The sequence below is a fragment of the Clostridium tunisiense TJ genome (genome assembly GCF_000300195.1).
GTDB classification, from domain to species: Bacteria; Bacillota; Clostridia; order Clostridiales; family Clostridiaceae; genus Clostridium_J; species Clostridium_J tunisiense.
Genome location: NZ_AMQH01000006.1, coordinates 429334 through 441645 on the forward strand (window position 1 = coordinate 429334; position 12312 = coordinate 441645).

Here is a 12312-nt window from a genome sequence, read left to right on the forward strand (position 1 = left end):
AGGTTATTTTAAAGGAGAGGTTTATCAATGTATGAATATAAGGTTTTCAGATGGAGATTTGATTTAAATACCCCAGAAGAACTTGAGGTTGCTTTAAATGATTATGCTAAAGAAGGCTGGAGATTATTTAATATCATGCCAAATGTTAAAGGAAGTGGCGGAGCTTTATTTTCCTCAGTAGATGGAAATGAAGCTACTATTGTTATGGAAAGAACTAAATAAGCTTCCCCATAATAAATTCCTTTGCTTTTAATAAAATGACTAGAATAAAAAAGGGACTGTCTCATAATGCATTAACTGCACTTGGAGAAGTCCCTTATATAATTTATAGTAAAATTTATTTTAAAATTAAATCTTTAGATAGTCTGCATTGTATATTTAAAATATTTGTATATACTAAATAATTTGTTTTGACACAGCTACGTTCTATTTGCCAAACATCTCATTCTCTTGAAAAATTATAACTCCAAATAACTTTTGTATATTTCCTCTATAGCCTTTTTCCAAGTGAAATTATTCTCTATATGCTCCTTTAATTTACTGCTCTTTCTTTTTCCATACCCCTTAACAATTGCTTCCTTTATGCTGTTTTCATCATAAGGATTGCAATATATGCCCATATCCTTAAAGTATTCCCTTGAAGCTCCTTCTTCTGTCACTACAATATTGGTGCTACTGGCTGCTGCCTCTAAGGAAGAAAGACTGGTTACCTCTGCAAAGCTTGGAAGCACATGAACCTTTGCAAACTTATAAGCATTATACACATTGTAACTATCCATAAAACCTAAATACTTTACATTGGAGTACTGTAAACATTTTCTTAAATAAGCTTTTTCAGCAACTGGTCCAATTAAAACTAAAGTTATTCCTAGTTCATGGCATAGTTTACTTAGGGTGAGCTGATTTTTAGCGGCACATATTCTTCCAACAGAAACCACATACTTATCTAGATTGTATCTTTCTTTAAAATTATATAGTGGTATATCTTCATATTCTAAATCAACTCCATTATGAATAACCCTAAACTTATCACCTAGATCAAAATCCTTTAATAGAGCATCCTTTTCATAATTGCTATTACATATTATTAGCTTGCTCCTGTTTAGCAATTCTTCTCTATATGTTTTGCAATTATTCCACAGTTTAAATCTGTCCATATCTTCAATATGAGTGTAAAATTTACTCATGTTGAAATAAAAAGGAGATACTACAAGCTTATTTTTATAGTTGCTAGCCCCTTTAAAATGTTTATAAGAATCAAAAATGCTTTTTACATCAAACAAATGGACAATATCATAACTGCTATAATCATAATCATCATCACTGCAGGCTATATCTACCCTTATTCCTAACTCCTTTAAGTAATTATATATCTTAAGCAGAATAGTTGTGTCTCCTGCAGTATTTTTCAGATAATCCCCTCTTGCACATAGTAATACCTTCATTCCATATCCCCCTAGTAATCTACCTTTAAGATATAACTATGCCAGTTGGTTTTTAATTATCACAATTACAAAACAAAATGCACAGAAAAACACCATTTAAGGTGTTTTTCCATGCATCTATTTTAAGAAGGGAACTTTTTTATGCTTTTCTTGTAAAATTTCGATATTTTTAACTTGAACTTCCTTGAGAAGGTCTTTTATCTTTCTGTTCTTATCACAAACTTCATCACCGAGTCTTCTTTTTTCTGAAAACAACATTTTATTATAAGTTGAATTTCTTTCGTTTTCTTCTTTTAACTTTTGATTTTCTTCTTGAACTTCTTTAACTATGGCTTTCATTATATCCATTTGTTCATTCATACTTTTTAATTCTTCCTTAAGAGAATCCTGCTGTAAGTTTTCTGAATTACTTAATTTCGACTCAAGATCCACCTTCTGCATAGAAATTCCCTCTAAAGCAGCTTTTAATCTCTCTATTTCTGATATGAAATTCTTTTGTTCATTAAGTAAAGCTTTATAATTCTCATTGAGTCTTTCATAGGCTTCTCTGCTCTTGAAAGACTCATCCCCAAGATTCAATGCAGCAAGAATTGTTGCATCTGGGCGACTTATTTTTGGATTATTTTCCATTAGAGTGGATATTTTTTTATCCACATAACGAGCTACCATATGTAAATAAGCATCATTTTCTTCTGCTTTAAGATTATACTCCATTCCATTTATCCTAACAGTAATAATGTTCACAAAAACACCCTCTTAAATATATAGTTAACTATATTCTAACATAGAAAGTATTTTTATTGAACTATTATTATAGTAAAATCTCCAAAAACTACTCAATTTTTATATAATTTTTAATGAATATTAAAGATTTCTTTCATATATGCCCTAATTTTAATCATTATATTTAAAATATAATAATAAAACCCTAGAATATCTAAAATGCCTTTTTTATTTTGCATCTTATATTTTTCTAGGGTTTTAATGTAACACTTTAAATTAACTTAAATCAATTTATATTAGAATTTATAACTTTCCATATAAATTACTATTTACACTTGTCTAAGTTCAGCTCCAAGCTTATGCTCAAGACTTCTTAATATCTTATCATGAACCTTAGTAACTTCATCATCTGTTAAAGTTTTTTCACTATGTCTATACACTATTGAGTAAGCAATACTCTTTTTACCTTCTGGGATTTGTTTACCCTTGTAAACGTCAAACAACTTAACGCTTTCAAGAATTCCCCCACCTTGCTTTTTAATAGTATCTTCTATATCTTGCACTAGTACTTCATCTTCTACAAGAAGTGCTATATCTCTAGTAACAGCTGGGAATTTAGGAAGAGCTTTATATTTTCTGCCCATCTTTGAATTCTTCATTAATAAGTCTAAGTTTAGCTCTGCAATGAAGCATCTTACATCCATACCATAGTTATTAGCCACATCTGGGTGCATTTCTCCTAAAACTCCAATGTAATCCTTACCCACATAAAGAGCTGCAGTTTTTCCAGGATGGAAACTTGGGTTACTACTTTCTCTTTTAAAGGATGGATTATTTATTCCTAAGGAATGTAGTATATTTTCCACAACTCCTTTAAGCTCTAAATAATCTAAATTACCATACATCCCTAAAGTTACTATATTTCTCTCCTCTGGTAATTTGTTTTCATCTTGATTTTTTATATAAACCTTACCAATTTCAAAAAGCATGGCTTCTTCATTACTCTTTGCATAATTTCTTCCTAGAGATTCCATCATGGATGCTAGGGTTGTAGTTCTCATGATTTTAAAATCTTCCCCTAGGGGATTCCTAATTTCAACTGCATTTCTTAACATGCTATCCTCTGGGAATAGTAATTTATCAAATATTTTAGTACTTACAAAAGAATAGCTGATGGATTGATTTAATCCACTATTTACAAGAGTGTTTACAACCTTATCTTCAAGGCTTTGCTTTAAGGATTTTCCACCCTTTGTAGTGTCACAGCTTGGTAGAGTTGATTTAAAGTTATTATATCCATAAATTCTTGCTATTTCCTCAGCAATATCCTCTTTTATATTTAAATCACTTCTAAAAGTCGGGCATTCTACAATAAGCATATCCCCAGATATAGTTGTGTTTAAATCTAAACTATCTAAGTATTTTTTCATATCTTCCTTAGCTATATTGCTTCCTAAAAATTTATTTACCCAAACTGAGTCAACTTCTAAGAAATGTGACTTTTTAGGGTTAGGATAAACATCTATAACACCTTCCATCACTTCTCCTGCTCCTAGTTCCTCTATTAAAGCACAAGTTCTCTCCATAGCTACTTCTACTAGGTTCGGATCTAAATCCTTTTCAAATTTAGAGGAAGCTTCAGTTCTTAAACCTAATTTTTTAGAAGAATTTCTAATATTAGTTCCATCAAAATTAGCAAACTCAAGAACTACCATAGTGGTATCTTCCTTAACCTCAGAGTTAAGCCCTCCCATTATACCTGCAAGGCCTATGGTTTTCTCTCCATCTTTTATATTTAATACATTGTTATCTAAAGTTCTTTCAACTTCATCTAAAGTAGTGAATTTTTCTCCCTCTTCAGCTCTTTCAACTACAATAGTATTAGTAGTTATTTCTCTTACATCAAAGGCATGCATTGGCTGACCAAGCTCTATCATAACAAAGTTAGTTATATCCACTATGTTGTTTATTGGTCTTATATCCGCTTCAAGAAGTCTTTCTTGCATCCATTGTGGTGATGGAGCTATTTTAATATTCTTAACCCCTTTAAGCATATATCTTCTGCATAATTCATCTTTAATCTCAACTTTATAGTTAGCCGTTACATCTTCTTTACAAGCAGCAGTAAAGGTTGTGTTTGGCATGTTATAAGTTGTACCTAGAGTTGCTGCTGTTTCTCTTGCCATACCCACTATACTTAAGCAATCTGGTCTATTAGAAGTTATTTCAAAATCAATTACTGCACTTTGAAGATTTAAAACTTCTTTAATATCCTTTCCTATTGGAGTATCCTGTGGTAATATCATTAAGCCGTGAACTGGCTCATCTCCTGCTATGCCTAGTTCTTCTTCAGAACAGAACATACCATTAGACACTACTCCTCTTAGTTTTCCTTTTTTAATTTTTAATCCACCGTGTAAGGTTGAGCCATGTAATGCCACAGGAATTATATCTTGTTCCTTCATATTTTTCGCAGCAGTAACAATTTGAATAGGTTCTTCTTTATTAATATCTACTTGACATACTACTAAAGCATCTGCATCTGGATGCTTTTCAATTTTTGTTATTTTCCCTGTAACTACGTTGGAGATTTCATCTCCTGAAGTAATTAACTCCTCAACCTTTGACCCTGATAAAGTTAGGGCATCTGCTAATTCCTTTGGTGAAACTTTTATATCAACATAATCTTTAAGCCATTTAACTGGAACCTTCATGTTTCTTCCTCCTTTAATTTAAGTAATTTTTTAATTAAGACATCTTTAAAAATAAATAAGCCAGTGTCCTTGTCGGCACAAGCTTGCTTGTGAACACAAACTTGCTTGTGAGCTCAAAGTATCCTTCACCTCTTTGACTTATTATTTATTTTCATATGCCTAAAATTGATCTAAGAATCTCATATCACTTTCGTATAAAAGTCTTATATCATCTATTCCATACTTTAACATTGTAATCCTATCTAAGCCAAATCCAAAAGCAAAACCACTGTAAACCTCAGGGTCTATTCCACAATTTCTTAAAACATTAGGATGCACCATACCACAACCTAAAAGTTCTATCCAACCGCTACCTTTACATACTTTACAGCCTTCTCCCATGCATACAAAACAAGTAGCATCAAGTTCTGCTGAAGGCTCCGTAAATGGAAAATGATGTGGTCTGAATTTAGTTTTCATCTCATCTCCAAACATTTTTTGTGTAAACATTTCTAAAGTGCCCTTTAAGTCAGCAAAGGTAATGCCCTTATCTATAACTAAGCCTTCAATTTGATAAAATATTGGTGAGTGAGTTGCATCCACTGCATCTGAACGGTACACTTTTCCTGGTGCTATCATTTTTATTGGTGGCTTTTGATTTTCCATAGTTCTAATTTGTATTGGAGAAGTCTGTGTTCTTAACACCATGTTATCATTAATATAAAAAGTGTCTTGTTCTCCTCTTGCTGGGTGATCCTTTGGAATATTTAAAGCCTCAAAGTTATAGTAATCATACTCTACCTCTGGTCCTTCCTCTATAGAAAAGCCCATAGATAAAAATATATCATTTATTCTTTCAAGAGTTAAATCTATAGGATGTCTTTTTCCTATAATCTGTTTTTTCCCTGGCATAGAAATATCTATAATTTCGCTCTTAAGTCTTTCCTCTTTCTCCTTGTTTTTCATATCTTCCATTTTAGCAGTTATTTCATTCTCTAAAGCTTCCCTAACCTCATTTGCTACTTTTCCTACTAGTGGTCTTTCCTCAGCAGATAACTTACCCATACCTCTTAATATTGCAGTAAGTTCTCCCTTTTTACCTAAATACTTAACTCTAATATTTTCTAATTCTGCTTTTTCATTTACTTTGCTTAATTCTTGTAAAGCAGAAACTTTTATAGCTTCCAATTGCTCTTTCATTTCCTTTTCTCCCTTCATAAATAATTATTTTATGTATTAAGTATCTGCAACAAATAACAAGCATACTGGCTTATTTATTTTTTGAAGACACTTTACTTAAATTGTTAACAAATATAAATGATTTAGTACCTGGCTGTGTATTATTTTCATAAATAGACTTTTAGTTAAAACTTCTAATTTTAACCTTCACTAAATACCACTGAGTATGTGAAAAGTTCTCTTTCAAAATACTCCTAAATAACATATCATCTTTAGAATTCCACTATTAAAGAAATCTTATAGATAAATCAACTTCAAGTTAACTTACAAAAAAATAAAAACCGCCCCTGAAAAGGGACGGAAAATCCGCGGTACCACCCTAATTGGACTTTAAACAAAGACCCACTTAGCTTTTTTATCGACCATTAGCCGCCAACTACTACTACTATTTCATAGTTAGAACTCAAGAGTGAACTTCAGTATATATTCCCAAAAGAAGGCTTGCAGTCTATGACCTTCTCTCCCTGATTGCTTCTACATACTTACTCTCTCTATCATAGTTTAATTTATTTATAATGTTTCATAGGCTTCTACCCTAAACTTTAAAAACTTAGAAAAACAACTTAAATTGTTATGTAAGCAATAAGCTTAATTTAGCTCCTACAGTTAAAAGTTTAAAAGCTTTTAAACTTCATAATTGTTTCTCTATATTATACATATTTTACTCATAAATATCAAGTTATTTATAATCATCAATTTAATTAACTATTTATGGATTTTTGCCTTACTCCTTCATATATCATTATTGAAGCTGCCACTGCTGCATTTAGGGATTCCGCTCCACCAGGCATTGGTATTTTAACTTTTATATCACTGATATTATAGAGTTCCTCACTTATTCCATTACCTTCATTTCCAACAGAAATAATTAAGTTTTCATTAAAATCAATGTCATAAAAGTTATACTCTGTATCTAGGGAGCTACATACTAATTTGTATCCATTATCTTTTAGTCCCTTTGTAAAGGATAAATCCAAATCTTCTATGATTGTAATGTTAAAAATTGACCCCATGGTAGATCTTAGGGTTTTTTCATTATACAAATCCACAGTACCCTTTGTTAGGATCACCCCACTACACTCTGCCGCATGAGCGGTTCTTATAATCGTTCCCAAGTTTCCAGGATCTTGAATTTTATCTACTAAAACATAAGTTCCTTTATCTTTATGAACTTTTTTAGAATCCATTTTTACTAAAGCTAAAACTCCCTGAGGGTTATCTGTACAACTTATAGTTTTAAAAATTCCTTCAGTAACTTGAATTAGCTTTGTTTCTTTCTTAATGTGGATATCTATGAAGTACTCTTCAAACTTTGACAATGAATTTTCACTTATAAATATACTTTCAATTGAAAAGGAGGATTTTAACGCTTCCTCTAAGAATCTAAACCCTTCTATTATAAATAATCCCTTTTCATTTCTGTACTTTTTTTCCTTTAACTTTTTAGTTTCTTTAATGAGATTATTATCTTTGCTAGTTATTAGTTGCAAAATAACCTCTCCTTATCTAACTAGAGTTTCTATATTGTTTAATTCCTGAGTACCACCAATTGCTACTATAATGTCTCCTGACAGCACAACTTCATCTGGTGATGGAGAAACATCTATTTCATTGCTTCTTTTTATCGCCACTACATTTATGCCATAGGTAGCTCTAAGATTCAACTCTATTAAGCTGCGGTTTTCCCAGTCACTTGGAGCAGCAATTTCAGCAATACTAAAATCTGGTGAAAGCTCTATATAATCCAGTATATTTGAAGAACATAGATTATGTGCAACTCTTACTCCCATGTCTCTTTCAGGGAATATAACTCTATTAGCACCTATTTTATAAAGCACCTTTGCATGTAATGCATCATTTGCTTTAGTAATTATATGCTTAACACCCATTTCCTTTACTAACAATGTAGCTAAAATACTTGCTTGAATATCGGAACCAATACTTATAATTGCCACATCAAAGTTACTAATCCCTAGTGCTCTTAGGCTATTTTCATCATTTGCATCTAATTGAACTGCATGTGTAACTCTTTCTGATATATTCTGAACTATTTCTTCATCTGAATCCACAGCAAGAACATCATTTCCTAACCCATATAGGGTTTCCGCCACGGAAGTCCCAAATCTTCCTAATCCAATAACTATAAATTGTTTTTTCCTCACTGTTAACACCTTCTCTTCTATCCAACTAAAATTTTATCTTCAGGGTATCTAATAGAATTTCCCCTATCATGTTTTCGTATGGTCATAGCTACTGCTATAGTTAGCGGACCAACTCTACCTGCATACATGGTTAATGCAACTATTACCTTTCCAAAGGTAGTAAGTTTTTGGGTTAGCCCTAAACTCAACCCTACGGTACCAAACCCTGAAGTAGCTTCATATAAGTAATACTCAAAAGGCATGCCACTTCCTCTTTCTGTAAAGGACAATATCATTGTTACGGCAAATACAATACCTAATCCTATAATAGTTACAGCAAGTGCCTTATAAACTATATCTTTGCTTACTCTTCTTTTAAAGTATTCTGTATCTTCTCTTCCTCTTATAACCGATACCACTGTCATTAATAAAATACCAAAGGTAGAGGTCTTAATTCCTCCGGCTGTAGACCCTGGTGAACCACCTATGAACATGAGTATAATAGTTAAAAGAATTGATGCTGAAGTCATGGACGAAAGGTTTATCGAGTTAACCCCTGCAGTTCTTGGGGTTATAGAAGCCAAAATTGAGGATAACACTTTTCCTTTCAAACTCATAGGCTGCATAGTTCCAGGATTGCTATATTCAAATATAAAAAATAATACAGCCCCAGACACAATTAAGATAGCTGTCATTGATATTACTACCTTTGAATGAAGCGAAAACCTTTTTATCTTTTTATAATGGTATATTTCATCCCAAACAATGAATCCTAGCCCTCCAATTGCAATTAAAGAAGAGGTAGTTAATATTACAACTGAGTTGTTATAATACTCAGTTAAACTTTTAAATTCTCCCATTACATCAAAACCTGCATTGCAGAAAAATGAAACCGCATGAAATATACTATAATATATTCCTTTTGCAATTCCAAAATCAGGTATAAATTGGGTTGAGAATAAAATAGCACCTGCTAACTCTACAGAAAATGTAAAGGCCAAGATATATTTTACTAGTTTAACCACACCTTGCAAGGAATTTAAATTAAGGGATTCCTGCATTACTAATCTTTCTCTTAATGTAATTTTTTTACCAATAATTAATGAAACTAAAGTGGCAAAGGACATAAATCCTAATCCCCCAATTTGTATTAGCATCATGATTACTGTTTTTCCAAAATAAGTCCAATGCGTTCCTGTATCTACAGTTACTAATCCTGTTACACAAACCGCTGATGTAGCAGTAAAAAGACAATCTATAAAGGGTGTAAACTCCCCACTTACAGCAGATATTGGTAAAGTTAGTATAGTTGCTCCAATTAAAATTGTTAAGGCAAATCCAATTACCACTATCTGAACAGGAGTAAATTTAAACTTTCTTAGACTATCTTTTAGTTTAATTTCCAAAGAAAACACCTCTAATCATTCCTAATGTCTAAAGTATATAACTAATATATACCTGTTATTTACAATTGTACATAGGCTTTATTAAATTTAACAAACTTAACAATACTTATAATGTATGTAAATCTATTTTAAAATTTGTTTACTTAACTTTCTAAATTGAACTAGTATTTACTAGTTTAATTAAGCCTTTTTTCCTATTGTAAAATTAGTATTTCCAAAAAAAAATTATATAAAGCAAAAATGCAGCCAAAGGCTACATTTTATGTATATATAACTAATTATTTTATTATATATTAAGCTTGTAATTGCTTCTTAGCTACTTCAACTAATTCAGCAAATGCTTTTGGATCATTTATAGCTATTTCAGAAAGCATTTTTCTGTTGATATCTATTCCAGCAAGTTTCATTCCATTCATGAATCTTGAGTATGAAAGACCGTTTAGTCTAGTACCAGCATTAATTCTAGCTATCCATAGTTTTCTGAAGTCTCTCTTTTTTAATTTTCTTCCAACATAAGCATTTCTTAGTGCTCTTATAACTGACTCATTAGCAGTTTTAAATAACTTGCTTTTTCCACCGTAGTATCCTTTTGCAAGTTTTAATATTTTTTTATGTTTTTTACGAGCGTTGATTGCTCTCTTTACTCTTGCCATTTATCATTACCTCCTAGACAATTCCTATTATAAGTATGGTAGTAATTTTTTCATTACTTTTTCTTGAGAAGCTGAAACATATCCTGTTTTTCTAAGGTTTCTCTTAGTTTTTGAGCTTTTCTTAGTTAATATATGGCGTTTGAAAGCTTTCGCTCTTTTTAACTTACCTGTTCCTGTCTTCTTGAATCTTTTAGCTGCACCTCTATGAGTTTTCATTTTTGGCATAATAAAGTCCTCCTCTCAGTTATGCTCTTTTTGGAGCTAATATCATTATCATATTTCTACCTTCTTGTCTTGCTGGCTTTTCTACTATGAAAATATCGCCAATTTTTTCAACAAAAAGATCTAATATCTTACGTCCCACATGTGAGTTTTCAATTTCTCTTCCTCTAAATCTCACAGTAATTTTAACTTTGTCTCCATCTGTTAAAAATTTCTTTGCATTATTCGCTTTAATTTCAATATCATGCTCTTCAATTGTAGCACTCAATCTAATTTCTTTAATTGTAATAACCTTTTGCTTTTTCTTAGCTTCCTTATCCTTCTTCTGTTGCTCATAAATGAATTTTCCAAAATCCATTATTTTGCAAACTGGTGGAGCTGCATTTGGTGATATTGCAACTAAATCAAGCTCTTTTTCTTCTGCCATCTTAAGTGCTTCTTTTGTTGGAAGAATTCCAAGTGGTTCTCCATCAGCACCGATAACTCTAATCTCTTTTTCTCTTATTTCTTCATTCATCATGAAGTCTTTATTTTTGCTAATAACATTCACCTCCAGGTGTATTTAGAAAAATATATAAAATAAAAAGGACGACAAACGCCGTCCAATTGTTACTTTTTAACAAATTCATCCTTAACCTTACTAGCATAACTGTAAGGTGAGAAACGGCAGTTCCTACTTAAATCATTCAATATTATGTTTAATTTTTTCTCAACAAAGGTAATTATACTACTATATTACTCCAATGTCAACAGTGCTTTAATCTAAATCTTAGCTTTACTTCTTAAGGCTTCGCACTGTTTGCAATCATTACAGTAACTCACCCTATTCTCAAATACATTTTTTATAGTTTCAATTAGTTCTTTGTTAATACAGTTATGAACTGAGTGTATGATAACTCTTTGTGGCGCTGTTGTTATAAGACCACTTATTATCAAATCTTCTGAAGTTACCTTAGCAGTATACTTTGTTTCATACAATTCGTCAATTATATTATTTAATATATCATTGCCAAATTCATCCTTAACAATATAGTCTCCTTTTTCATCTATCATTATATGAACTTCCTGAAGCTTACTCTCCTGAACCTCAACAAAGTACTTTAATAATTTGATAAATTCGTTATACTCCTTTTCAACCATGTATTTTTCTACCACTTTTTCAACGATACTTTCTAAGTCTTCTTTAAAATCTTTCATTCGAAAAGTTAATAAACCTTGCACATTCACTTCATTATTTTCTTCCAAGCACTGCACAATCTTTTCAATAACATTGTTCTTCCTATTCATAAAATATATTACTGTCTCATCTACTTTTTCATCTTCATCCCTTAAGGCCCTATAAACCATTTCCTTTAAGGCTTTTATATCATCAAATTTCAAAAAAGGAAAGCTCTGTGTTAATAATTTCCCTATGTTATTCTTATAGAATTCATCTATTATTACCTTATATAGCACATTCCCCACATGTAAATTTATTAACTTTATTATCTTATTATCATATTTTTTATCATCACACTGTATCTTTATTAACTGTTTTCCCTGTTCAAAACTTGCTGACATATCTAAGGTTACATTCTTCTTGTTAAAATATGTTATCATATCCTTAATATCTTCTACCATATAATCTCTATTACTATTATCTATTAATTCCAATAGTAGCATGTAGTTCACCCCTTTTTACCCACCTTAGTGGATTTTATCCTTTGAACTTCTTTCAAGCTATAATCAAATTTAACTTTAAGAATGTTACTTAAACATTTTTTAATATATGATTTAACCTATTTTATATT

12 protein-coding genes and 1 other annotated feature are annotated in these 12312 nt (G+C 31.2%); of the genes, 1 reads left to right on the forward strand and 11 read right to left on the reverse strand.

From position 1 onward, the window contains the following. Nucleotides 1-27 precede the first annotated feature (27 nt). The gene (locus C661_RS0107445) at nucleotides 28-222 is read left to right on the forward strand and encodes a DUF4177 domain-containing protein (RefSeq protein ID WP_017414697.1); all 195 of its coding nucleotides are present in this window, start codon (nucleotides 28-30) and stop codon (nucleotides 220-222) included. 236 nt (nucleotides 223-458) lie between these two features. On the opposite strand, the gene C661_RS0107450 is transcribed toward C661_RS0107445, so the two are convergent. The 11 genes from C661_RS0107450 to ytxC form a co-directional block, all read right to left on the reverse strand. Next, on the reverse strand, nucleotides 459-1445 hold the full coding sequence (locus C661_RS0107450; RefSeq protein WP_017414698.1) for a glycosyltransferase family 4 protein: 987 nt from the start codon (nucleotides 1443-1445) through the stop codon (nucleotides 459-461). Between the two features lie 117 nt (nucleotides 1446-1562). Further along, a complete protein-coding gene (locus tag C661_RS21465; protein WP_017414699.1) occupies nucleotides 1563-2189 on the reverse strand; it encodes a cell division protein ZapA in 627 nt (208 codons plus the stop codon). A 308-nt stretch (nucleotides 2190-2497) separates the two neighbouring features. Further along, nucleotides 2498-4882 (reverse strand): phenylalanine--tRNA ligase subunit beta, encoded by a 2385-nt coding sequence (pheT, locus tag C661_RS0107460; RefSeq protein WP_017414700.1) that lies wholly within the window; start codon nucleotides 4880-4882, stop codon nucleotides 2498-2500. 159 nt (nucleotides 4883-5041) lie between these two features. Then, nucleotides 5042-6061 (reverse strand): phenylalanine--tRNA ligase subunit alpha, encoded by a 1020-nt coding sequence (gene pheS, locus C661_RS0107465; protein WP_017414701.1) that lies wholly within the window; start codon nucleotides 6059-6061, stop codon nucleotides 5042-5044. Between the two features lie 329 nt (nucleotides 6062-6390). Then, nucleotides 6391-6607, reverse strand: a binding site (T-box leader). 194 nt (nucleotides 6608-6801) lie between these two features. Further along, nucleotides 6802-7590, reverse strand: coding sequence for a TrmH family RNA methyltransferase (locus C661_RS0107470; RefSeq protein ID WP_017414702.1), 789 nt, complete (start codon nucleotides 7588-7590; stop codon nucleotides 6802-6804). A 12-nt stretch (nucleotides 7591-7602) separates the two neighbouring features. After that, complete coding sequence (locus tag C661_RS0107475) at nucleotides 7603-8262, reverse strand: potassium channel family protein (protein WP_017414703.1); 660 nt, start codon at nucleotides 8260-8262, stop codon at nucleotides 7603-7605. A gap of 17 nt (nucleotides 8263-8279) precedes the next feature. Continuing rightward, nucleotides 8280-9647, reverse strand: coding sequence for a TrkH family potassium uptake protein (locus C661_RS0107480; protein WP_017414704.1), 1368 nt, complete (start codon nucleotides 9645-9647; stop codon nucleotides 8280-8282). Nucleotides 9648-9940: 293 nt separating this feature from the next. Further along, entirely contained in the window at nucleotides 9941-10300 is a 360-nt protein-coding gene (gene rplT / locus C661_RS0107485; RefSeq protein WP_017414705.1) for a 50S ribosomal protein L20, read from the reverse strand. Nucleotides 10301-10327: 27 nt separating this feature from the next. Next, entirely contained in the window at nucleotides 10328-10525 is a 198-nt protein-coding gene (gene rpmI / locus C661_RS0107490) for a 50S ribosomal protein L35 (protein ID WP_017414706.1), read from the reverse strand. Nucleotides 10526-10544: 19 nt separating this feature from the next. Continuing rightward, nucleotides 10545-11072, reverse strand: coding sequence for a translation initiation factor IF-3 (gene infC, locus C661_RS0107495; protein WP_026050981.1), 528 nt, complete (start codon nucleotides 11070-11072; stop codon nucleotides 10545-10547). Between the two features lie 212 nt (nucleotides 11073-11284). Further along, the gene (gene ytxC / locus C661_RS0107500; RefSeq protein ID WP_017414708.1) at nucleotides 11285-12184 is read right to left on the reverse strand and encodes a putative sporulation protein YtxC; all 900 of its coding nucleotides are present in this window, start codon (nucleotides 12182-12184) and stop codon (nucleotides 11285-11287) included. Nucleotides 12185-12312: the final 128 nt, after the last annotated feature.

What these genes read in the sequence shown, in the direction of transcription:
- pheS (WP_017414701.1), bottom strand. Translation starts at nt 6,061, where the DNA reads ATGAAAGAGCAATTGGAAGCTATAAAAGTTTCTGCTTTACAAGAATTA.
- rpmI (WP_017414706.1), bottom strand. Translation starts at nt 10,525, where the DNA reads ATGCCAAAAATGAAAACTCATAGAGGTGCAGCTAAAAGATTCAAGAAG.
- pheT (WP_017414700.1), bottom strand. Translation starts at nt 4,882, where the DNA reads ATGAAGGTTCCAGTTAAATGGCTTAAAGATTATGTTGATATAAAAGTT.
- rplT (WP_017414705.1), bottom strand. Translation starts at nt 10,300, where the DNA reads ATGGCAAGAGTAAAGAGAGCAATCAACGCTCGTAAAAAACATAAAAAA.
- C661_RS0107445 (WP_017414697.1), top strand. Translation starts at nt 28, where the DNA reads ATGTATGAATATAAGGTTTTCAGATGGAGATTTGATTTAAATACCCCA.
- C661_RS0107450 (WP_017414698.1), bottom strand. Translation starts at nt 1,445, where the DNA reads ATGAAGGTATTACTATGTGCAAGAGGGGATTATCTGAAAAATACTGCA.
- ytxC (WP_017414708.1), bottom strand. Translation starts at nt 12,184, where the DNA reads ATGCTACTATTGGAATTAATAGATAATAGTAATAGAGATTATATGGTA.